This window comes from Vibrio sp. Y29_XK_CS5 (assembly GCF_024181835.1).
Taxonomy (GTDB): domain Bacteria; phylum Pseudomonadota; class Gammaproteobacteria; order Enterobacterales; family Vibrionaceae; genus Vibrio; species Vibrio harveyi.
On the sequence record NZ_JAMZAM010000006.1, the window covers coordinates 49870 to 71832 of the forward strand.

At 45.4% G+C, this 21963-nt stretch carries 21 protein-coding genes; 8 read left to right on the forward strand and 13 right to left on the reverse strand.

All coding sequences use genetic code 11. The features are described from left to right. Nucleotides 1-2 precede the first annotated feature (2 nt). On the reverse strand, nucleotides 3-263 hold the full coding sequence (locus NL647_RS20930) for a type B 50S ribosomal protein L31 (RefSeq protein WP_005446212.1): 261 nt from the start codon (nucleotides 261-263) through the stop codon (nucleotides 3-5). 122 nt (nucleotides 264-385) lie between these two features. On the opposite strand from NL647_RS20930, the gene tsaA reads away from it, so the two are divergent. The 5 genes from tsaA (at nucleotide 386) to NL647_RS20955 (ending at nucleotide 4259) form a co-directional block, all read left to right on the forward strand. Next, a complete protein-coding gene (gene tsaA / locus NL647_RS20935) occupies nucleotides 386-1081 on the forward strand; it encodes a tRNA (N6-threonylcarbamoyladenosine(37)-N6)-methyltransferase TrmO (protein ID WP_045488913.1) in 696 nt (231 codons plus the stop codon). A gap of 111 nt (nucleotides 1082-1192) precedes the next feature. Next, on the forward strand, nucleotides 1193-2908 hold the full coding sequence (locus NL647_RS20940; protein WP_005446216.1) for a proline--tRNA ligase: 1716 nt from the start codon (nucleotides 1193-1195) through the stop codon (nucleotides 2906-2908). Between the two features lie 171 nt (nucleotides 2909-3079). Continuing rightward, complete coding sequence (locus NL647_RS20945) at nucleotides 3080-3748, forward strand: tellurite resistance TerB family protein (protein WP_053053354.1); 669 nt, start codon at nucleotides 3080-3082, stop codon at nucleotides 3746-3748. A gap of 113 nt (nucleotides 3749-3861) precedes the next feature. Beyond that, nucleotides 3862-4068 carry a YaeP family protein gene (locus NL647_RS20950; RefSeq protein WP_005446221.1) on the forward strand — a complete coding sequence of 69 codons (207 nt, stop codon included), beginning with the start codon at nucleotides 3862-3864 and terminating at the stop codon, nucleotides 4066-4068. Next, nucleotides 4068-4259: a DUF4250 domain-containing protein gene (locus NL647_RS20955; protein ID WP_005446222.1), complete on the forward strand. Its 192-nt coding sequence runs from the start codon at nucleotides 4068-4070 to the stop codon at nucleotides 4257-4259. The genes NL647_RS20950 and NL647_RS20955 overlap by 1 nt, the downstream gene beginning before the upstream one ends. 93 nt (nucleotides 4260-4352) lie before the next feature. Here NL647_RS20955 and NL647_RS20960 read toward each other — a convergent pair whose 3' ends face one another. Next, nucleotides 4353-5717, reverse strand: coding sequence for a sodium-dependent transporter (locus NL647_RS20960; protein ID WP_017817741.1), 1365 nt, complete (start codon nucleotides 5715-5717; stop codon nucleotides 4353-4355). Nucleotides 5718-6087: 370 nt separating this feature from the next. On the opposite strand from NL647_RS20960, the gene NL647_RS20965 reads away from it, so the two are divergent. After that, the gene (locus NL647_RS20965; protein ID WP_253650647.1) at nucleotides 6088-8628 is read left to right on the forward strand and encodes an Ig-like domain-containing protein; all 2541 of its coding nucleotides are present in this window, start codon (nucleotides 6088-6090) and stop codon (nucleotides 8626-8628) included. Nucleotides 8629-8705: 77 nt separating this feature from the next. On the opposite strand, the gene NL647_RS20970 is transcribed toward NL647_RS20965, so the two are convergent. Next, nucleotides 8706-9449, reverse strand: a complete 744-nt coding sequence (locus NL647_RS20970; protein ID WP_026000226.1) for a YggN family protein — start codon at nucleotides 9447-9449, stop codon at nucleotides 8706-8708. Between the two features lie 60 nt (nucleotides 9450-9509). Beyond that, a complete protein-coding gene (locus NL647_RS20975; RefSeq protein ID WP_005446230.1) occupies nucleotides 9510-9989 on the reverse strand; it encodes a GreA/GreB family elongation factor in 480 nt (159 codons plus the stop codon). A 76-nt stretch (nucleotides 9990-10065) separates the two neighbouring features. On the opposite strand from NL647_RS20975, the gene NL647_RS20980 reads away from it, so the two are divergent. After that, nucleotides 10066-11991, forward strand: coding sequence for an ATP-dependent DNA helicase RecQ (locus tag NL647_RS20980; RefSeq protein ID WP_053053356.1), 1926 nt, complete (start codon nucleotides 10066-10068; stop codon nucleotides 11989-11991). Here the strand turns inward: NL647_RS20980 and dinB are convergent. Further along, complete coding sequence (dinB, locus tag NL647_RS20985; protein ID WP_053053357.1) at nucleotides 11988-13016, reverse strand: DNA polymerase IV; 1029 nt, start codon at nucleotides 13014-13016, stop codon at nucleotides 11988-11990. The genes NL647_RS20980 and dinB overlap by 4 nt on opposite strands. 213 nt (nucleotides 13017-13229) lie before the next feature. Between dinB and NL647_RS20990 the strand changes: the two genes are divergently transcribed. Continuing rightward, nucleotides 13230-14444, forward strand: coding sequence for a diguanylate cyclase (locus NL647_RS20990; protein ID WP_253650648.1), 1215 nt, complete (start codon nucleotides 13230-13232; stop codon nucleotides 14442-14444). A 105-nt stretch (nucleotides 14445-14549) separates the two neighbouring features. Here the strand turns inward: NL647_RS20990 and nqrM are convergent, their stop codons facing one another. From nqrM to NL647_RS21030, 8 genes are all read right to left on the reverse strand, one after another. Next, complete coding sequence (gene nqrM / locus NL647_RS20995; protein ID WP_005436655.1) at nucleotides 14550-14783, reverse strand: (Na+)-NQR maturation NqrM; 234 nt, start codon at nucleotides 14781-14783, stop codon at nucleotides 14550-14552. Between the two features lie 22 nt (nucleotides 14784-14805). Beyond that, on the reverse strand, nucleotides 14806-15810 hold the full coding sequence (locus NL647_RS21000) for an FAD:protein FMN transferase (RefSeq protein ID WP_017817737.1): 1005 nt from the start codon (nucleotides 15808-15810) through the stop codon (nucleotides 14806-14808). Between the two features lie 155 nt (nucleotides 15811-15965). Then, nucleotides 15966-17189, reverse strand: a complete 1224-nt coding sequence (gene nqrF / locus NL647_RS21005; RefSeq protein WP_009698660.1) for an NADH:ubiquinone reductase (Na(+)-transporting) subunit F — start codon at nucleotides 17187-17189, stop codon at nucleotides 15966-15968. A gap of 33 nt (nucleotides 17190-17222) precedes the next feature. After that, the gene (nqrE, locus tag NL647_RS21010; protein ID WP_005436652.1) at nucleotides 17223-17819 is read right to left on the reverse strand and encodes an NADH:ubiquinone reductase (Na(+)-transporting) subunit E; all 597 of its coding nucleotides are present in this window, start codon (nucleotides 17817-17819) and stop codon (nucleotides 17223-17225) included. Between the two features lie 7 nt (nucleotides 17820-17826). Beyond that, nucleotides 17827-18459 carry an NADH:ubiquinone reductase (Na(+)-transporting) subunit D gene (locus NL647_RS21015; protein WP_005450954.1) on the reverse strand — a complete coding sequence of 211 codons (633 nt, stop codon included), beginning with the start codon at nucleotides 18457-18459 and terminating at the stop codon, nucleotides 17827-17829. Further along, nucleotides 18459-19244, reverse strand: coding sequence for a Na(+)-translocating NADH-quinone reductase subunit C (locus tag NL647_RS21020; RefSeq protein WP_005450952.1), 786 nt, complete (start codon nucleotides 19242-19244; stop codon nucleotides 18459-18461). The genes NL647_RS21015 and NL647_RS21020 overlap by 1 nt, the downstream gene beginning before the upstream one ends. Then, complete coding sequence (locus tag NL647_RS21025; protein ID WP_005427308.1) at nucleotides 19234-20475, reverse strand: NADH:ubiquinone reductase (Na(+)-transporting) subunit B; 1242 nt, start codon at nucleotides 20473-20475, stop codon at nucleotides 19234-19236. The genes NL647_RS21020 and NL647_RS21025 overlap by 11 nt, the downstream gene beginning before the upstream one ends. Before the next feature lie 3 nt (nucleotides 20476-20478). Then, the gene (locus tag NL647_RS21030; protein WP_005450950.1) at nucleotides 20479-21819 is read right to left on the reverse strand and encodes a Na(+)-translocating NADH-quinone reductase subunit A; all 1341 of its coding nucleotides are present in this window, start codon (nucleotides 21817-21819) and stop codon (nucleotides 20479-20481) included. Nucleotides 21820-21963 lie beyond the last annotated feature (144 nt).

A 21963-nucleotide genomic window follows, 5' to 3' on the forward strand; every position in this document is an offset into this window, starting at 1 on the left:
TCTTAATCCTTATCTTTGCCAAATTGCCCAAAACGACGATTGAAGTTCGCAATACGACCTTCTGCTTGTACTACACGTTGCTTCCCGGTATAGAACGGATGAGACGCAGACGATACATCGAGTGTGAAATATGGGTAAGTTTTGCCATCTTTCCATTCAATCGTTCGGTCGGTTTGCAACGTTGAACCCACAACAAAATATTCATCTACGCTAGTATCATGAAATACCACAGGTCGATATTCAGGATGGATACCTGGTTTCATATAACTTGTCCTTTTGATTAACTGTTATGTTATAACATTTTAATTAATAATCATTCTCAACAAGAAAAGCAAGCAAAATTTGTGATACTTTGCTCTTTAAACCCCAGTTAAAGATCCTACTCATGTATTCCATTGAGCCGATTGGCATTATCGAAAGCCCTTATAAAGAGAAATTCGCCGTTCCTCGCCAGCCTCGTTTGGTACCCGCAGCACGCTCGCGCGTTAAACTACAAGGTGCGGCAAATAGCCCCGAAGCCGTGCGTGGATTAGAGCAATTTTCTCACGTATGGTTACTGTTTTTGTTTGATCAGAATTTAGAAGCAGGATGGAAGCCGACGGTACGTCCCCCTCGTTTGGGCGGAAACGAACGTATTGGCGTGTTTGCTTCACGTTCTACCTTCAGACCCAACGGTATCGGCATGTCCGCAGTGGAGGTCAAAGGCATCAATAAGAAAGGCGATCAGGTCTATTTAGATCTTGGTAACGTAGACCTAGTCGATGGCACACCAATTATCGATATTAAGCCATATATCCCTTACTCGGATTCGATTACAGAAGCACTGGGGGGTTACGCAGAAGAAGAGCCCGAAACATCTCAGGTAGACTTCTCTTCCATTGCACTAGAAACACTCGAAAAGCGTAACGATACTGGTTATGTGAAAACAGTTCTCGAGCAAGTTCTGGCACAAGATCCTCGTCCGGCTTACAAGAAAAACAAGCCTGACAGCAAGGAATATGCGGTAAATTTGTTCGATTTAAACGTCAAGTTCACGGTTAGCGATAACTTAATAACAGTTACTGCGATTGAAAGCTTTTGACAAAGGCATTTGGCTGATATTATAGGCGGCTAACAATTTTCCCCTCGTGGGACCTTCATACTCCTGCCCATTCTGGCTTGAGTATCTAACTTTAATAAACGGATAAATTTAATGCGTACCAGTAATTATCTTCTTTCTACTCTGAAGGAGACTCCAAACGACGCAGAAGTAGTGAGCCACCAGCTCATGCTACGCGCGGGTATGATCCGTAAGCTGGCTTCAGGTCTTTATACCTGGCTGCCTACTGGTCTACGTGTGCTGCGTAAAGTCGAAAACATCGTTCGTCAAGAAATCGACAATGCAGGTGCAGTCGAAACTTTGATGCCCGTTGTTCAGCCGTTTGAACTATGGGAAGAGACAGGTCGTTCTGAGAAGATGGGTCCTGAGCTACTTCGCTTTACTGACCGTCATACTCGTCCGTTTGTTCTTAGCCCTACAGCTGAAGAAGTGATCACTAGCCTTGTGCGTAACGAAGTGAGCTCTTACAAACAGCTTCCGCTAAACCTGTACCAAATCCAGACTAAATTCCGTGATGAACGTCGTCCACGTTTCGGCGTAATGCGTGCACGTGAATTCTGCATGATGGATGCATACAGCTTCGACATCGACAAAGAAGGTCTAGAGAAATCTTACCAAGCGATGCACGATGCTTACTGTAAAGCATTCGATCGCATGGGTCTTGAGTACCGTCCAGTACTTGCTGACTCTGGCGCTATCGGTGGTAGCGGCTCTCAAGAGTTCCACGTACTTGCTGAAAGCGGCGAAGACCTAATCGCATTCTCTACTGAGTCTGATTACGCAGCGAACATTGAAAAAGCAGAAGCAGCAGCGCCTGCGGGTGATCGTGCAGAGCCAACTCAAGAGATGACACTGGTTGATACACCAAACGCGAAAACAATCGCTGAACTTGTAGAGCAGCACGGTCTACCAATCGAGAAGACGGTTAAAACTCTATTCGTGAAAGCGTCTGACGAAGTTGATGCTGACATCATCGCTCTTATCGTTCGTGGTGACCACGAGCTAAACGAAGTGAAAGCAGAAAACCTACCTCAAGTTGCTTCTCCACTAGAGATGGCATCAGAAGAGGAAATGCGTGCACTTATCGGTGCTGGCGCTGGTTCTCTAGGCCCTGTAGGTCTTAAGCTGCCATTCATCGTTGACCGCTCTGTTGCTGTAATGAGCGACTTCGGCGCGGGTGCAAACATCGACGGCAAACACTACTTCGGTATCAACTGGGGTCGTGACGTTGAACTAGGTCAAGTTGAAGATCTGCGTAACGTAGTAGAAGGCGATCCAAGCCCATGTGGTCAAGGTACGCTAATGCTTAAGCGTGGTATCGAAGTTGGTCACATCTTCCAACTAGGTAATGTTTATTCAGAAGCAATGAACTGTGGTGTTCTTGGTCCTGACGGTAAAAACGTAATCCTAGAAATGGGTTGCTATGGTATCGGTGTTTCACGTGTTGTTGCTTCTGCAATTGAGCAAAACCACGACAAATACGGCATCATTTGGCCAGACGCACTAGCGCCTTTCCAAGTAGCTATCGTTCCTATGAACATGCACAAGTCTGAAGAAGTGAAAGAAGCGGCTGAGAAGCTGTACGCTGAACTGACCGCTATGGGTATCGAAGTACTATTCGATGACCGTAAAGAGCGCCCAGGCGTAATGTTCTCTGATATGGAACTTATCGGTATTCCTCACACTATCGTGATCGGCGATCGTTCAATGAAAGAAGGCAACTTCGAGTATAAGAACCGCCGCACTGGTGAGAAAACCGCAGTTGCAATGGCAGACATCGTTGAGCACGTTAAAGCTCAACTTCAATAAGCGGCACTGAGCACATTGTGCTGAATACATAGCGATGAAAGGGGTTGGCTTCGGTCAGCCCTTTTTTACGTCTGTTTTTATGGGTATAGACCCTCTCTGATATTTGCGTTGTTAATCTTTGGTTCAGATTCATCACCTTACACTGGATTTAATCTAGTAAGGAGGTCACTCATGGATCTAAAAAGTCTTCTTAACCAAGCGCTCAAATCAGACCTACTCAAGCAAGGCGCCGATGCTCTTGGTAAACAAACTAACAATATCAAATCTTCATCGAGCTCTAACCAACTGAAAACACTTGGTGCGGGCGCAATTGGTGGCGGTCTTATCGGCATGCTAATGGGCTCTAAGAAAAGCAAAAAGATGGCGAAGAAAGTGGGCACTGGAGCTCTAAAAGTCGGTGGCGCAGCGGCGTTAGGTGCACTGGCTTACAAAGTCTACAACGATTGGCAAGCGAAGCAGGATACGCAAGGCGTCAACGAAACCTTCGATCCTGATGACAACAAACACGCGAAACTGATCCTTAAAGCCATGATTGGTGCAGCCAAAGCTGATGGTCATGTCGATGAACAAGAAATGGCTCGTATCGAACAAGCCCTGACAGAAATGGGCGCGGACGAACACGTAAGACAACTGGTTCATCAAGAACTTCACAAGCCTCTTGATCCTGCAGAAATTGCGCGCTTGGCAACATCACCGCAACAAGCATCAGAAATTTATCTCGCGTCATTGATTGTGGCAGATGAACAAAACTTTATGGAAAAAGCCTACTTACAAGAGCTTGCGAAGCAGCTCAATCTTTCTCCAGAAGTCACACATCAATTGGAAACACAATTACAGTGATGAATGTTTGCTCAAGTTGTCTGTGAATTTGAGCCAAAACAATTCTCTGCTTTGAGTTTCAAAACGGCTATGTGTATATTTGAGAGCAGTTATCATTTATTAAGGATTTAGCCATGCAAGTATACGGCTGTTGTGATTTGGTTCGTGAGCTTTACGCTCAAATTGGTAGTGGCGACCAAGCTTACGTTCCTCAAGCAATCTCATGTGCAGTAAGAGCACTAAATGATGTTGCTGCTGACGAGTCTTTACCAAAAGACGTTCGTGATAAAGCAGCATTTGCTGCAGCAAACCTACTGATCTCTGATTTCGAGGATAAGTAATGAATCTAGCGAACTTCGAATCCATGGATCCAATCATGCTGATGAGCATCGTCAACATGAAGCTGCGTGATGACTTTGGTGGTGATCTGGATAAGTTGGTTGCATTCTTTGATATCGACCGAACAGCACTTGAAGCAAAACTAGCTACGGCGGGTTTTGACTTTCTGCCTGACGCTGGCCAGTTCCGTTAATCGCTAACCAATACGGACAACGTAAGCAACGAATAGAAAAAAGGGCTTGATGCATTCATCAAGCCCTTTTCTTTTGTGCTTTGCGTAAGCTGATTAGCCGAACGAAGCCCAGATAACTGTCGCGACCAGAATCGGACAAACAAACTTCACGTATGCCGGCCACAGCTTACCGAACCAACCTTGAGTGAACTCCGGACAGCCTTGCTCAAGTTCTTTAATCTTCGAGTGACGGTTCCATACCCAACCACCAAATAAACAGAACAATAACGCCGCCATAGGCTGTAAGTATTGCGTTGCGATAGTCGCAACCATGCCAAACAGAGCACCAAAGTTAAATACGATAACCACACTAAATAGCGCAATCAGACCACCTAAAACCCAACTCGTCGTGCTACGTTTGGTGTTAAATCGCTCACCCACCAATGCCACTGGGCATTCAAGCATCGAGATAGATGATGTCAGTGCCGCAATCGTCAGTAGTAAGAAGAAGACGATTGAGAACAGTTGACCAAGCAAACCTAAGCTATCAAACATCAATGGCAGAACAGTAAATACCAGCGTATCAGAACTCAATAGCGAACCATCTTCTGCGTAGATTTGAACGCCTTTTTGCATCGCAACGAACATCGCAGGCATCACCACTAGACCCGCAATAAAGGCAACTGCGGTGTCTACCATGGTTACGTTCATTGCCATCTTCGGTAGGTTCTCTTTCTTGCTTAAGTAAGAGCCGTAAATAAGCATCGAGCAGCCACCAATGGTCAGAGAGAAGAAACCTTGTCCCATTGCTGCAAGAATAAGCTTGCGATCCCATACTTTCTCGAAATCAGGCACTAGGTAATGCTTCAAACCTTCCATCGCACCGTTTTGCGTCATGATGTAGATGAACAGCAGACCAAATAGAACAAACAGTGCAGGCATTAGTCGTGTAGACCATTTCTCAATGCCTTGCTTCACGCCGCCTTGTACGATCAAAATGGTTAATACATAAAATGTAATCGTACCAAACAAATTGCGCTCAACACTGAAGCCTTTCAACCATTGTGTTGCTGCCTCCATGCCCATAATGTCGGTAATAGCCCCCAACATAAAGCAAATCAACCAGCCGCCAACAATCGAGTAAAATGCCAAAACGGCACTTGGCACACTCAGACCAATCCAACCAACAAGACCACCAAGCTTTTTGCCTATTGGGTTGTCTGTTAGAGAGCGCATACTGTCAACAGGGTTGGCCTGACCATGACGGCCAATCGCCATTTCAACCACCAGCATTGGAAATGCAACGATAAGAATCATCACCAAGTAAACCAACAAGAAGGCACCACCGCCGTTACTTGCTGCTTGAGTAGGAAACCCCCAAATGTTACCTAGACCCACCGCAGCACCGGCTGCCGCTAAAATGAATCCAAGACGAGAGCCAAAATGCTCACGAGGCTGAGAAGAAGTTTGTTGTGTCATACCACTCACACAAAATATCAATGAACTAGCTGACTAGTACACTATAGCAATATCGTCTACTCAACAAGAGTGATTAGGTTAATTACTCGACAATCGGATCAATTAGCAGACATTCAGTTTGTAAATTTCCACGTACATCTCATATTCACCACGTATCCGTTTTTGTCCTTTTGATGAATTTATAAATCAGCGTGAAGTGAGCCGAAAAATAATGAGTCGGCTTGTAAAGCATGAATAGTTCAGCGTGATTTCGTGTTGAAAAGTGAAACATAACGCTTCGATTTTCTCTCCTGAGGTCTATTTATCAACTAGTTATCTAACTATATCTGTTCATGTTCTTGCGAACATCGAGTAACTCAAGGAGAGAAAAATGAAGTTCACTCTACTGCATGGTGCAGTGATAGCGACCCTTAGTGTTAGCTATCAAGCTCAAGCCTACAATTGCCAAACTTTACCTGTATGGGATAACACAACGGTTTATAACTCCGGTGACCAAGTGCAAACCAAAGGGGCTGCGTATGAAGCGGCGTACTGGACACAAGGTAATGATCCGGTAAACAATTCAGGTCCATGGGAGGCTTGGAAAGGTCTTGGTCAATGTGATGGTGGCAGTACAAACCTACCTCCTACGGTGTCCTTCTCTTCTCCCGCGAATAATGCGCAAATCCCAGAAGGCAGCGTGATCACCTTATTAGCCAATGCCGCAGATGAAGATGGTCAAGTCGCTCAAGTTGAATTTCTTGCCGGGAACCAAACCGTAGCTATTGTAACCCAATCCCCGTTTCAAGCTGACTGGACAGCATTGGAGGGGGTCTCTCAGTTAACGGCGATCGCAACCGACAATGAAGGTGCCGTAACCACAACCAATGTGTCTATCTTCGTTCAACCACAAACCGAACTACCACCGCCAGTCGTTTCTCTAACGAACCCAACAGGCACAGAAACACCAAGTGTAGGTGACACTATTTCGGTAACCGCCGATGCAGCAGACAGCGATGGTTTAGTCACCCAAGTTGAGTTCTTCATAAACAACCAATCGGTTGCCGTCGATACCACTGCACCGTACGAATACGTCTGGACTGCAGCAGTTGGAACTCATACCTTTAAAGCGCAAGCAACCGACGATTCAAACCTATCGACCATGAGTCAAGAAGTCTCACTCGTCGTCAGTGACTCCAACTCTGGTGGTTGTGCAGACGCCGTGCCTTATGTTGCCGGTAACCGCTATGAAGTCGGTACACTAGTCTCTAACCTCAACCAGAAATACCGCTGTGATGTTGCAGGTTGGTGTTCTTCTGATGCAGCCTGGGCTTATGAACCGGGTGAAGGTTTGTACTGGCAAGATGCGTGGACTGACTTAGGAGCCTGCTCAACGCCGCCTCAAGTTGCTATTACCGCACCAGGTGAAGGTCAAGTCTTACTTGCTGGTAGCAATGTTGAGATCTCAGCAGATGCCAGTGATGCAGATGGTAACGTGAGTCAAGTTGAGTTCTTTGCTAATAGCACCAGCTTAGGCGTGGTCGCTCAAGCGCCATATTCCGTTTTATGGAATGCAACGCTAGTTGGCACAAATCAACTTAAAGCCGTTGCAACAGACAACGATAATAATATTTCCGAGTCTGTTGTTAACGTGACAGTGAGTGACCAAGACTTGGTGATTTCATTGACGTCACCGAGTGCAGGTCAAACCGTAGGTTTAGGTAAAAATCTCGTCCTAAGCGCGGATGCAACCTCATTAACCTCTGGCGTTAAACACGTCGACTTTATGGTGAACGGAACAATTGTCGCAACAGACACGACAGCACCTTACTCGACGAACTGGACACCAGCCGCGATAGGCAACTTTACGGTAAGCGCTCAAGCCACCGACCTTTCAGGCACAACAGCACTTTCTGATGCCGCTTCTATTGCCGTGGTCGAGAAAACCGAGAAACGCCACAAGTTGATTGGCTACTGGCACAACTTCGTGAACGGCGCAGGCTGCCCTATCCGCTTAGCTGATATGTCTGATGCATGGGATGTGATTGATATTGCCTTTGCAGAAAATGACCGCAACAGCGATGGTACCGTACATTTCAACTTGTACTCTGGAGACATCTATAGTGATTGTCCTGCATTAGATCCAACCCAGTTCAAACAAGACATGGCTGCATTGCAAGCCAAAGGTAAGAAGTTTGTTCTATCTCTTGGTGGCGCTGAAGGTACGATTACACTGAACACCGACCAAGATGAAGCAAACTTTGTATCGAGCCTGACCGCACTGATTGCCGAATGGGGCTTCGATGGTTTGGATGTGGATCTAGAAAGTGGCTCTAACCTACTGCATGGTTCGCAAATCCAAGCGCGTTTAGGTCGAGCTTTGTTGCAAATTGAACAGAACATGGGCGGCGATATGTACCTCACCATGGCACCAGAACACCCTTACGTGCAAGGTGGCTATGTGGCTTACAGCGGCATCTGGGGCGCATACATTCCAGTGATCAATGAGACGCGCAGCACGCTCGACCTACTACACGTACAGTTGTACAACAATGGTGGTTTGCCAAACCCTTACTTACCAGGATCGGCACCAGAAGGCTCAGTGGATATGATGGTGGCGCAATCTAAGATGTTGATTGAGGGCTTTGAATTAGCAGATGGCACCATGTTTGAGCCACTACGTGATGACCAAGTCGCGATTGGCTTGCCATCGGGACCGAGCTCAGCTAACTCTGGTCAAGCACCAACACAGAACATCCTTGATGCGTTAGATTGCTTAACCAAGGGCACTTCATGTGGCACAGTGAAACCAGCGTTCAACTACCCGAACTACGCTGGTGTGATGACATGGTCAATCAATTGGGATGAGCATGATGGCTTTAACTTCTCAAAACCAGTGGGTGACAAGTTAACTCAAATGAATGCTGAATAACTCGAATAGATACTGAATAGTACCCATGTAAAAAGAGCGCCGATAATAGGCGCTCTTTGTTGTGTCTGCTTCGCAAATTAAATCGTGAAGACTTGATAGTCTTTTAGCTCTGGAATTTTCTTCAGCAGATCCTGTTCTTCACCAGCCATATCATCCAGTGATTCACACAAATCTTCCGCTTGTTTCTCTACGTCTTTCGAGTGCTCTGCTAGGCGTTCTTGTACCTTAGCTTGCAGTTCTGTCATGCTTTCAGACAGTGCAGTTAAATTCAAACCACCATCTTCTTTCATCTTGGCAGACAACGCATCAAAAGCGCTGGCTAGGAATTCTTTGTTGAAAATTTCTTGTGCCTTCTCGAAGTCCTTTGACCACGATTCTGTCATCGATTCAAAGCTGTCAGCAGGCAGAATAAAATCACCATCTTTGTAGTAACGCGCTTCCACATCTGCGAAGAAGTCCTTTATCGCGACTTTAACATTATCAAACGAGTCTGGCGCATCAAGACTGACCGCAATGTCATCAATAATGTCGTTCGCTAATGCTAAGCCATCACTTGCCAGTTGTTTTGCTTGGGGAATATAAGCATTCATCTTCTCGCGGTAATTCTCGATTGCCGCTTTCTGATCATCATCAAGCTCAATCAGTTCGCCTTTAATGAACAGGTTATTGTCTTCGTCGACAACCGCTTTTTCACCATTGGTATGTACGATTTCTAAGTTCTGACCATCCATACGAACTTCGTTGTTAATATCGACGCGACACTGGGCTGCATAGCCACTGGCGCTGATGGTCAACAATGAGAGTGTGAGCAGTTTCTTCATTACTTTCTCTTTTTTCATGATTATTCCGCTTAACTATAACAACCAACTATGGATACGATGTCAGCAAATCGTCACGACTTCATAACAATTTGTTTTATCACCAATTTTCACATCAATCTCTTCCCCTTCTTCTCTGCCAATCAAAGCACGACCAAGGGGAGATTTTGGAGTAAGTACAAATACCTCTTTGCCTTGCCATTTAACAGTCAGTCCACCAGAGCAAGGACCGATAAAAAAGGTTTTTTCAACATCGTTCTCGTCGACTAATTCCACATAAGCACCAACCGCGATACGAGCATCGACAAAGTCACGTAGTACAAGAGCACGGTACTGACGAAGCTCTTCTTCACTTTCTTGCACACGCATCGCTTGCCCGTGCGCCAGATACGAAGCTTCAAGTGCTAGGGTGTCGTACTTGTGCTCTGGCACTGTTTCTTCATCGGTCGCGGCGTCAATGGCTCTTTGTGTCGAGGCGTGAGCAACGTGCAATTTATCTTCAAGTTGTTGAATGATTATTTGGACTAAATCAGCTTTGTTCATACTTTTAGGGCGCGCGTTAGGCACTCAGGGTGTGTTAATGTAACCCAGTTTATCATCAAACCAAGGTTTCCCTATTATGCAAAGTGCCTCGCTTCAGCAAACGCTTCAATCTGTGTTCGGATTTGACTCATTAAGACCCGGTCAACAGCCGGTGATTGAAGCAGTAATGAACGGACACTCGGCAGCAGCCATCTTTCCGACTGGTTCGGGGAAATCACTTTGCTACCAACTTCCTGCAACCCAGTTACCACACCTAACACTGGTGATTTCACCACTTCTTGCTCTGATGAAAGATCAGCTCGGTTTCCTGCAAAGTAAAGGCATAGCTGCGGCATCTATCGACAGTAGCCAAAGCCGAGAAGAAGCGCAGCAAGTTATGGCTGGCGTGAAGAATGGGCAGATTAAGATTTTGATGATTTCGGTAGAGCGGCTCAAGAACGAACGTTTTCGTGAATTCATTCGTCAGATTCCGCTCTCTTTGATGGTGGTCGATGAAGCACACTGTATCTCGGAATGGGGTCATAACTTCCGTCCTGACTACCTTAAACTGCCACAATACCAACGTGAACTGAATATCCCTCAAACGCTCTTGCTAACCGCAACGGCAACGCCAGCGGTTATCGAGGACATGCAAAACAAGTTTAATATCGCTGGTGAGAACATTACGGTTACTGGCTTCTATCGTCCTAATCTCGATATTTCTGTGGTGCCTTGCGACGAAGAAAATAAGCAAACGCAACTGAATGACATCATTGCTGCAACACCTAAACTACCGAGCATCGTGTATGTCACTCAGCAACAGACCGCTGAGCAAGTTGCCAGCTCTCTTATCCGTTTAGGCATCAATGCTCACGCTTATCATGCGGGTATGAAGAGCGACATTCGTGAGAAAATTCAACAACAGTTTATGGACTCGCAAATCGACTGCATTGTCGCAACAATCGCATTTGGGATGGGGGTAGATAAATCTGATATTCGCCGTGTTATTCACTTCGATTTACCAAAATCTATCGAAAACTACGCACAAGAAATTGGGCGCGCCGGACGTGATGGACAGCGTTCGGAGTGTATTCTTTTGGGCAATACCTCCGGCTTAACGGTATTAGAGAACTTTGTTTACGGTGACACGCCAGAGCCAAGCTCAATCAATTATGTACTGGAGCAAATTCGCGAGAACACTCCACAGTGGGAGGTGATGGCGTTGCGATTATCTCGCGACAGCAACATTCGCCAACTTCCGCTAAAAACCTTATTAGTTTACCTAGAACTGGCAAAAGTAATTGAAGCCAAATACAGTTATTTTGCAGAATATCGCTTCAAGTTTTTACAAGAACAAAGTTTCATCCTTAATCAGTTCCAAGGCGAGAGACGTCAGTTTGTTGAAGCCATTTTTGCTTGTTCAACCAAAGCCAAAGTATGGTGCCAAGTGGATTTAGAAGCATTATGGATGAACTATCAGTCTGAGCGCAGCCGTGTAGTTGCGGCGCTAGATTACTTCCACCAAAATGGCTGGATTGAATTAGAAAGCAAACAGCTTACGGATGTGTACTCGGTTCTCCCTGCCACTCAAAGCCAAGAAGCTATCTCTCAGCATTTAATTGAGTTGTTCCAATCCAAAGAACACAAGGACATTGAACGAATTCATACTATGTTGAGTCTGTTCCAATCGTCAGACTGTTTAAGTCACCAACTGGCGCAGTACTTTGCCGATCACGATGCTCCAACTCAATGTGGTCACTGTTCAGTGTGTCGTGGACAAGTCGCATCTTTTCCTCAACCACAACAAACACAACCTGAATTGGGACACCTATCGACTTGGGTTGATGAATTTGTCCAGCTTTCACCAACGGCGATTAGCAATGCAGCTGTCGCACGCTTCTTATGTGGAATTAGCACACCAATTATCACGCAACTGAAAGCGAGCAAGTTACGCGGTTATGGGTCAATGGCAAATGTCTCTTTTGAGCAAGTACTAAAGCAGGTTGAATTAGCGCGAGCTTAGAAGAAACTCAATTGACGCGCTTGTTGCTCAGGCTTGAGCATCACACTTAAGCCTAATAAGCGTATCTCTCGACCATTTTGGCGCTTGAGTATATCTCTTAACAGTACTTTAAAGTCATCGAGCTCTAACTGAGGGTGGATGTGCTCAATTGTCGTGAGTTGAAAATCGGCAAATTTGAGTTTAATACCCTGTTTGATAATAGACTTATCCGGACAGGCTTTTTCCAATCGTTTCTCTAGTTCAGGGTAGAGCTTGTCTTCAATCACCTGCCAGCATTCATCGTAAGTCACAATGTTTTCGCTAAAGGTGCGCTCGACCCCAACCGACTTACGTTCACGCTCAACCACCACTTCACGATCGTCGATGCCATGACTACGGCTCCAAAGCGAAGCACCTTGGCGTCCAAATTGACGTAGCAGCTCACGATAGTCGCTGTTTTTGATGTCCTCACATAGGTAAAAGCCCGCTTGATGTAGCTTCTCCAAGCTCACTTTACCAACTCCTGGAATCTTTTCTAACGGCAGTTTGTCTACGACTTCTTGAACCTTTTCTGGCGGAATAACAAATTGCCCATTGGGTTTATTCATGTCTGAAGCCACTTTGGCAAGAAACTTAATCGGTGCAATACCTGCCGATGCAGTAAGTCCAAGCTCATTCCAGATATCATTGCGGATCGATTCTGCGATTAAGGTTGCAGAACCCCGACAAGCAGTCGAGTCAGTCACATCAAGATACGCCTCATCAAGTGATAGTGGCTCGATAAGTGGCGTGTATCGCTCGAAAATGGTACGGATCTGTTGGGACACTTGTTTGTATACGTGCATTCGTCCCGGGACGACGAGCAAATGGGGGCAAAGTTGAAGCGCTCTGGCTGTTGGCATCGCACTGCGCACACCGAATTTACGCGCTTCATAGTTACAGGTGCTGATCACGCCGCGTTGTTTCTCATGACCGCCAACGGCAAGCGCAATACCACGATAACTGGGGTTGTCACGCATCTCGACCGCTGCATAAAAGCAATCCATATCAACGTGAATTATTTTTCTGACTCGCTCAATCACGTTCCGCACACAAATAAATACTGTTTAAAAAAACAGTATAGCTGTAAATACACGTATTGGAAATAGTGTTATCTGGAGTCAGGTAGCAACAATTTTTCATGGCATTAAAGTGACATTTCATTATTATTGACTTCTATAACACTAAAGTTGATTTATATACGAAAGTAGGGAAACTTTTTGAGTAATAAAATACTGGTCGTCGAAGACAGTCGCGCCTTTAATAACTACTTACAACAAATCTTAAATCAGGCGGGTTATGAAGTACTTGCTGCCGAAAGCTATGCGGAAGCACAATCTATTTTAACGTCTCAGCCTGAGCTTCTCTGTGCAGTTTTAGATTACTGCTTACCGGATGCGCAGGACGGTGAGATCATCGATTTAGTCCTTTCTCACCAACAAAAAGTCATCGTGCTTACGGCGATGTTGCAAGATGATGCTCGTGAAAAGATGCTGGCAAAAGGCGTACTCGATTACATCTTAAAAGACAGCATGGCCTCCGTTTCTTACCTTCTTCCTCTGATTAAACGCCTGACCAACAACCAGCAACACAAATGTCTGGTTGTTGATGACTCAATGACAGTTCGCCGCCATGTCGTACAATTACTTGAGCATCAATACATCCAGACATTGCAAGCCGAGAATGGTCAACAAGCAATCGAAGTTATTGAACAAAATCCAGATATTACCTTGGTTCTGACCGACCATGATATGCCAATCAAAGATGGCATCACTATGATCCGAGAGCTTCGCCAAAAGCTCGATAAAAACCAATTGGCGATCCTTGGGATCTCTGGAAGTGATGACCACTCAATGACAGCGCGCTTTCTAAAAGCGGGAGCAAACGACTTTCTGTACAAGCCTTTTAATCAAGAAGAGTTCTTTTGTCGGGTCCATCAAATCTTGGATATGAAAGAAGCCACAACAGATTTATTTAGAATGGCGAACCAAGATTCACTCACTGGCTTATGGAACCGTCGCTTTTTATTTGGGCAAACATGTGACAACGATGAGCAACGCAATATTGCTATGCTAGATATCGATTTCTTTAAGAAAGTGAATGATAACTATGGTCATGATGGTGGCGATGCTGCACTTGTTATGGTCGCCAATATATTAAAAATCTATTTTCCTGATGATGTGATTACACGATTCGGGGGCGAAGAGTTTTGCATCCAAGCCTACGGCAGCTACGACGACTTTGTGACACGTTTAGAGCAAATGCGTCAACGCGTAGAGAAAACTCCGATTCCTTATCAAGATGACCAGATTCAAGTAACCATCAGCGTCGGTGTTTCAAACATCAAGGGCAATTTAGATCAGCAAATTAAAATCGCGGATGACCGTTTGTATCAAGCGAAAGGAAACGGGCGGAATCAAACCGTATCTCAGTAGACGGCACTTAATGTCACCAACCTAATTCAATATTCAAACAGAAACCAAAGCCGAAAAAACAAAACCCAGCCATTGGCTGGGTTTTATCATTCTTATTATCGCATATTAAGCAATGCGATCTTTTTCCCATGCAGCAAGCTTCTCTGCGCGGGCTGCTTCACGTGCTTCGCGCTTCTTACGTGCATCACATGGTTCTGGGCAGTTACATACTTTCTCAATACCAACCGCACCTAGACCGCCACAGCTGCCTTTCACGACCTTCTTTTGGAAGATGTAACCAACTGCCATCGCTGCAATTACCGCAACAAAGACAGCAAAAGTAATTAGAAATGTACTCATAAGAACATGCTCACTTCTGTTGTTATTTCTTCATGAACGGCTTGTATGCTTCCGAAGCCAGCTCTTTAAAACCATCATCCGTTTTCACAATCATGAAAACAGGAATATTATTCTCATTTGCGATTTCCATGCCTTTGTCTTCACCTAGCACCATAAGACCAGTTGCAAGACCATCAGCTGTCATCGACGATTTATCCAGTACCGTTACAGACACCACCTTATGATGGATTGGTTTGCCCGTATGCGGGTTAATGATATGAGAGTATCGCACACCATTGCTCTCAAAGTAATTACGATAGTCACCGCTTGTTGCAATTGCCATATCACCTGGTTCAATAATCTCTTGAATTGAACGCTCATCAACGGTTGGTTTTTCAATCGCAATACGCCATGGCACACCTTCACGGTTTATGCCTTTCAAACGCATTTCACCGCCAACTTCCACCATGTAGTTATGAATGCCTTCTGATTGCAGGTAATCTGCCACAACATCCACACCCCAACCTTTGGCAATCGTCGATAAGTCAACGTACAAGTTTGGAATATCTTTCGACAGCTTGTTACCTTCAACAGAAAGGTGATGGATACCAGTATTCGCTTTACGAGCTGCTAGCTCTTCATCTGTTGGAACCACATCTGGGCGCGCTTCTGGACCAAAGCCCCATAGGTTCACTAGTGGACCTACGGTTACGTCTAATGCACCTAGAGTAAGACCGTTCAAGCGAATCGCTTCTTTCACTACCGTTGCTGTTTGTGGCGATACTTCAAATGGCTCGCTAGTTTTATGTTGATTAAAACGGCTAAGCTCTGAATCTTCACGGTAAGTCGACATTTGATCGTTCACTTCTTCTAGCAATCGATCGATTTCAGTCTGAAGCGCTTCTGGTGAAGGTAAACCATCTTGCTCGATGTATTTAATGTTGTAAGTAGTCCCCATCGTTGGACCACTTAAATGAATTTGATCCGCAGGCTGCTCACAGCCAGCCAAAACCAATAGAGAAGCGAATGCAACAAGCCACTTTTTCACTTGTTTACTCCTATTATCGTTAAATTGATATGGAAAATGGGTTCTCTTGAGATAAACCGATTTCCTATATCAACTGTTGAATATCATTTTGTTTGTTACAAAAAATAATGGCTAGCCCTTATAGAGCTAGCCATAGATTCAATCACTTGGGAGGATTAACCACCGAAGTCATCTAGAAGGATGTTCTCATCCTCTACACCTAGATCTTTTAGCATGCCGATTACAGCAGCGTTCATCATAGGTGGACCACACATGTAGTATTCACAGTCTTCTGGCGCTTCATGATCACGTAGGTAGTTCTCGTAAAGAACATTGTGAATGAAGCCAGTGTAACCATCCCAGTTATCTTCTGGCATAGGGTCAGACAGTGCACAGTGCCATACGAAGTTATCGTTCTCAGCCGCTAGGCCATCGAAGTCTTCTACGTAGAACATTTCACGCTTAGAACGTGCACCGTACCAGAATGACATCTTACGCTTAGAGTGCAGACGTTTTAGCTGGTCGAAGATATGAGAACGCATTGGAGCCATACCTGCACCACCACCAACGAATACCATTTCAGCATCAGTGTCTTTCGCGAAGAACTCACCGAACGGACCTGAAATCGTACACTTGTCGCCTTCTTTTAGAGACCAGATGAACGATGACATGATACCAGGTGGTACATCAGGATTATTAGGCGGCGGCGTAGCGATACGCACGTTCAGCATAATAATACCTTCTTCTTCTGGGTAGTTAGCCATTGAGTAAGCACGGATCGTTTCTTCGTTTACCTTAGACTCGTAACGGAACAAGTTAAATTTGTCCCAATCTTCACGGTACTCTTCAGGTACATCGAAGTCAGCGTACTTAACGTGGTGAGCTGGCGCTTCAATCTGGATGTAACCACCAGCACGGAAAGGTACTGATTCGCCATCTGGAATTTGTAGCTTAAGCTCTTTGATGAATGTCGCTTTGTTATCGTTAGAGATAACTGTACATTCCCACTTCTTAACGCCGAAGATCTCTTCAGGAAGCTCGATGTCCATGTCAGTTTTCATTGCAACCTGACACGCTAGACGCTCACCTTCACGTGCTTCACCTTTAGTAATATGGTCAAGCTCGGTAGGTAGGATGTCACCACCACCTGATTTAACTTTTACGCGACACTGACCACAAGAGCCACCGCCACCACAAGCAGAAGATACGAATACGCCAGCACCAGCTAACGCAGATAGTAGCTTACCACCTGGTTGTGTAACGATCGCCAGTGAAGGGTCATCGTTCACAGAAATTGTAATGTCACCTGTTGGTACAAGCTTAGATTTAGCGAAAAGAATCACTAGTACTAGCGCAAGTACGATCAGAGTAAACATCACTACACCAAGAATAATGTCCATTGACTATTCCTTAATTGTTGCGGTTTACCCGACTTACAGTTGAACACCAGAGAAAGACATAAAGCCTAACGCCATAAGACCTACAGTGATAAACGTGATGCCTAGACCACGTAGACCTGGAGGTACATCTGAGTACTTCATCTTCTCACGGATACCTGCAAGAGCGACGATCGCTAGCATCCAGCCCACACCAGAGCCGAAACCGTAAACAACAGATTCAGCAAAGTTGTAGTCACGTTGTACCATGAAAGATACACCACCGAAGATCGCACAGTTTACTGTGATCAGCGGTAGGAAGATGCCTAGCGCGTTGTACAAAGGTGGGAAGAAACGGTCAAGAACCATCTCTAGGATCTGTACAAGTGCTGCGATTACACCGATGAAGGTGATGAAGTTTAGGAAGCTAAGGTCTACGCCCTCAACTAACGCGTTCTCTTTCAGAACTAGGTTGTAAACTAGGTTGTTCACAGGAACCGCGATAGTTAGTACTACCACTACTGCAACACCTAGACCGAAAGAGGTCTTAACTTTCTTAGATACGGCAAGGAAAGTACACATACCCAGGAAGAAAGACAGTGCCATGTTTTCGATGAAAATCGATTTAACTAGCAGACTGATGTAATGTTCCATGACGCCCTTACTCCTTCGCTTCTACTTGTTCTGGTTTCAGAATACGGATTACCCAGATTAGGAAGCCGATTAGGAAGAATGCAGATGGTGCTAGTAGCATCAGACCGTTTGGCTGGTACCAACCACCGTTGCTCACTAGAGGTAGAACTTCCATGCCGAATAGCTTGCCTGAACCGAATAGTTCACGGAAGAAACCTACAGTGATAAGAACGAAGCCGTAACCTAGACCGTTACCGATACCATCAATTAGTGATGGGATTGGCGCAGATTTCATTGCGAATGCTTCAGCACGACCCATTACGATACAGTTCGTGATGATAAGACCTACGAATACAGATAGCTGTTTAGAGATATCGTATAGGTAAGCTTTAAGCACTTGGTCTACCACGATTACTAGCGATGCGATGATTGCCATCTGAACGATGATACGCACACTGTTAGGAATGTGGTTACGGATCAGAGAAACAGAGAAGTTAGACAATGCAGTTACGAAAGTTACCGCTAGTGTCATTACAAATGCTGTTTCTAGTTTAGTTGTTACTGCAAGAGCAGAACATACACCAAGAACCTGCAGCGCGATCGGGTTGTTATCCAACACCGGCGCCATAATGCTCTTTTTAATGTTTTGTGCGCTAGACATTAGTTCAGACCTCCGTCACGAACTTTTGCTAGGAAAGGACCAAAGCCCATGTCACCTAACCAGAAGTCAAATGTACCTTGAACACCGTTACCAGTTAGTGTCGCACCAGATAGGCCATCAACGCCGTGTTCAGAACCTTCTGGAGCACCACCTTTAACAATCTTGATTGCTGGTTTGTGGTTCTCGTCGAATAGTTTCTTACCAACGAATTGAGCACGCCATGCTGGGTTTTCTACTTCACCACCAAGTCCAGGAGTTTCACCTTGCTCGTAGTAAGTAATACCAGACACAGTGTTACCGTCAGTTTCAACCGCAACGAATGCGTACATCATAGACCATAGACCGTTACCGTGAACTGGGATGATAACTTTAGAAATGTCATCACCACTTTTCACTAGGTAAACGATACCTGTGTTAGCACGACGTAGGATCTTAGCTTTGTCTTCATCAGCCGTTAGCTTGATAGACTCAGCAGGATCTTTAGCTGCTTTACGTTGGTCGTAGTTAGCTGCTGTAGAGCCGTCTTCAGCTTTCTCTACAAAATCACCAGTTTTGAAGTCAACTAGACGAGGTTCGATGTACTCAGCAAATAGCTCAGGAACTTTCTTACCTTCAGCGTCGATACCCGCAACTTCGATGATCTTAGATTGCTTATCTAGTACAGCGTTAGCTTTTTGCTGGTCACGCAGACCCACTGCTGCTGTTGATACGATGATTGAACAAACAAGGCTCAACCCGACAACAACACCCAGCGTCTTTTTAATGCTGTCGTTATTACTTGCCATAGCGTGCTAGTCTCCGCTTGATGTTCTTCTCGATAACTACATGGTCGAACAGAGGTGCGAACAGGTTCGCGAATAGAATCGCCAGCATCATACCCTCTGGGTAAGCCGGGTTAACTACACGGATCATCACACACATTGCACCGATTAGGATGCCGTACCACCATTTACCACCGTTAGTAAATGAAGCTGATACTGGGTCAGTTGCCATGAAGAACATACCGAATGCAAAACCACCTAGAACTAGGTGCCAGTGCCATGGCATGTTGAACATTGGGTTGGTGTCAGAACCGATCACGTTGAATAGTGTCGATACTGCGATCATACCGATCATTACACCTGCGATGATGCGCCATGAAGCGATTCGCATGTAAACGATCATCGCTGCACCGATCATTAGAGCAAGCGTTGATACTTCACCAATTGAGCCTGGGATGTTACCGATGAATGCATCCATCCAAGTGATAGGAGCGCCAGTGATGTTGTTGATCAATGCGCCGCTACCGCCGTGAGCCCATTGGCTAAGAGCAGTTGCACCAGAGAAGCCGTCAGCCGCAGTCCATACTACGTCACCCGAGATTTGCGCTGGGTAAGCGAAGAATAGGAAAGCACGACCTGCAAGAGCAGGGTTCAGGAAGTTACGACCTGTACCACCGAAGATCTCTTTAGCAACAACAACACCAAATGTGATACCTAGTGCCGCTTGCCATAAAGGTAGCGTTGGTGGAACGATAAGTGCGAACAGGATAGAAGTTACAAAGAAACCTTCGTTAACTTCGTGCTTACGCACCATACAGAAAAGCACTTCCCAGAAACCACCAACAATAAATACTGTTGCGTAGATTGGTAGGAAGTAAGTCGCACCTAGTAGCATCTTACTGCCAACGCCAGCTTCTGCACCGATGGTGCCACCAAGCATTTCTGTTAGCCAGTAGTGCCAGTTACCTGCGATAACTGTCGCTAGTTGGTCACCAGCGTACATGTGGTTAAGTGCTGCGATAGCTTGGCCACCCGCATTGTACATCCCCCAGAACATTGCTGGGAATACTGCGAACCAAACCATGATCATGATACGTTTTAAGTCAACGCTATCACGAACGTGCGAGCTACGTTTTGTTACTAGACCTGGCGTGTAGAATAGTGTTGCTGCTGCTTCGTACAGTGCAAACCACTTTTCGTGCTTACCGCCTGGTTCAAAATGATGCTCGATATCCTCAATGAATTTCTTAAGCATGGATTACCCTTCCTTCACGATGGTATCTAGGCATTCACGAAGTAACAGACCGTACTCGTATTTACCAGGACATACAAAGGTACACAATGCTAGATCTTCTTCATCCAGTTCAAGCGCACCAAGTGCTTGAGCACTATCAGTATCGCCTGCACATAGATCACGAAGTAGCAGTGTCGGTTCCATATCAAGCGGCATTACGCGCTCGTAGTTGCCGATTGGAACCATTGCACGGTCACTACCGTTAGTCGTTGTTGTCATGTTGAACAACTGACCTTTGAAGATGTGACCAAGGAAAGATTTCGTGATTGAGAACTTGTTTTTACCAGGTACAGCCCAGCCAAACAGTTCTTTGTCACGACCTTCGCGTAACACAGAAACTTGTTGGTGGTAACGACCTAGGTAGGCATGTGGACCAGACGCTTGAGTACCAGAAAGTACCGAGCCTGAAATCACACGAACTTCACCAGGCATCAACTCGCTGTCAGTTAGGTCTTCAAGAGAAGCACCAACAACTGTACGAAGAAGACGTGGGTTGTTCACAACAGGACCAGCTAGAGACACAACACGATCAGTGTAAAGCTCACCAGTTAGGAAAAGCTGACCGAACGCGATAACGTCTTGGTAGTTGATGCTCCATGCCACATTTTCTGCATTCACTGGGTATAGGAAATGCATGTGGGTGCCAGCAAGACCTGCTGGGTGAGGGCCATCGAAGACGTGTTCTTCTACGTTTGACTGAGAAGAGCGTGGCAAGCTAGTGCCAGACTTACATACGTAAACCTTGCCTTCTGTCAGGGCTGAAAGAATGTCTAGACCGGCAACGAATGCTTCTTGTTGTTCATTGATGATCAACTCAGGCTGTGCTGCTAGTGGATTAGTATCCATTGCAGTTACGAAAATAGCCTTAGTAGCAGACTCGATTGCTGGAACCTTGCTAAACGGACGAGTACGTAAAGCGGTCCAAAGACCAGATTCAACCAATTGAGTCTTGATCACTTCGCGATCTAGACCTGCTAGTTGAGCTGCTTCGAACTTATCAAATGTAACCTGCTCTTCGCCTGCTACTTCAATCACTACTGATTGAAGTACACGCTTAGCGCCACGGTTAATTTCGATCACTTTACCGGCTGCTGGAGCAGTGAACTTCACGCCAGGGTTCTTTTTGTCTTCAAAAAGAACTTGCGCTTTTTTCACTTCATCGCCAACGCGGACATGCATGGTAGGACGCATGCCAACGTACTCTTCGCCAAGCAAGGCGACTTTTTTGATGGTCTTACCATCATTAATCACCTGGGATGGAGCTCCTGCGATAGGAAGATCCAAGCCCTTCTTTATTGTAATCATACGCACTTGCACTACTTTTATCGGGAAAAAGATTCTTTTGATTGCGTAACTTTTAGACACGACATCAGTGTCCGGTTTTGATGTTGTTTAAAACATCAAAATCGCAACATCCTATTAATTATCTCGTCACAAATATTAGGCGAG

Bases quoted from the DNA above. Each gene is read 5' to 3' on its own strand.
- NL647_RS20930 (WP_005446212.1), bottom strand. From the start codon at position 263: ATGAAACCAGGTATCCATCCTGAATATCGACCTGTGGTATTTCATGAT.
- tsaA (WP_045488913.1), top strand. From the start codon at position 386: ATGTATTCCATTGAGCCGATTGGCATTATCGAAAGCCCTTATAAAGAG.
- NL647_RS20940 (WP_005446216.1), top strand. From the start codon at position 1,193: ATGCGTACCAGTAATTATCTTCTTTCTACTCTGAAGGAGACTCCAAAC.
- NL647_RS20945 (WP_053053354.1), top strand. From the start codon at position 3,080: ATGGATCTAAAAAGTCTTCTTAACCAAGCGCTCAAATCAGACCTACTC.
- NL647_RS20950 (WP_005446221.1), top strand. From the start codon at position 3,862: ATGCAAGTATACGGCTGTTGTGATTTGGTTCGTGAGCTTTACGCTCAA.
- NL647_RS20955 (WP_005446222.1), top strand. From the start codon at position 4,068: ATGAATCTAGCGAACTTCGAATCCATGGATCCAATCATGCTGATGAGC.
- NL647_RS20960 (WP_017817741.1), bottom strand. From the start codon at position 5,717: ATGACACAACAAACTTCTTCTCAGCCTCGTGAGCATTTTGGCTCTCGT.
- NL647_RS20965 (WP_253650647.1), top strand. From the start codon at position 6,088: ATGAAGTTCACTCTACTGCATGGTGCAGTGATAGCGACCCTTAGTGTT.
- NL647_RS20970 (WP_026000226.1), bottom strand. From the start codon at position 9,449: ATGAAGAAACTGCTCACACTCTCATTGTTGACCATCAGCGCCAGTGGC.
- NL647_RS20975 (WP_005446230.1), bottom strand. From the start codon at position 9,989: ATGAACAAAGCTGATTTAGTCCAAATAATCATTCAACAACTTGAAGAT.
- NL647_RS20980 (WP_053053356.1), top strand. From the start codon at position 10,066: ATGCAAAGTGCCTCGCTTCAGCAAACGCTTCAATCTGTGTTCGGATTT.
- dinB (WP_053053357.1), bottom strand. From the start codon at position 13,016: ATGGATTGCTTTTATGCAGCGGTCGAGATGCGTGACAACCCCAGTTAT.
- nqrM (WP_005436655.1), bottom strand. From the start codon at position 14,783: ATGAGTACATTTCTAATTACTTTTGCTGTCTTTGTTGCGGTAATTGCA.
- nqrF (WP_009698660.1), bottom strand. From the start codon at position 17,189: ATGGACATTATTCTTGGTGTAGTGATGTTTACTCTGATCGTACTTGCG.
- nqrE (WP_005436652.1), bottom strand. From the start codon at position 17,819: ATGGAACATTACATCAGTCTGCTAGTTAAATCGATTTTCATCGAAAAC.
- NL647_RS21015 (WP_005450954.1), bottom strand. From the start codon at position 18,459: ATGTCTAGCGCACAAAACATTAAAAAGAGCATTATGGCGCCGGTGTTG.
- NL647_RS21020 (WP_005450952.1), bottom strand. From the start codon at position 19,244: ATGGCAAGTAATAACGACAGCATTAAAAAGACGCTGGGTGTTGTTGTC.
- NL647_RS21025 (WP_005427308.1), bottom strand. From the start codon at position 20,475: ATGCTTAAGAAATTCATTGAGGATATCGAGCATCATTTTGAACCAGGC.
- NL647_RS21030 (WP_005450950.1), bottom strand. From the start codon at position 21,819: ATGATTACAATAAAGAAGGGCTTGGATCTTCCTATCGCAGGAGCTCCA.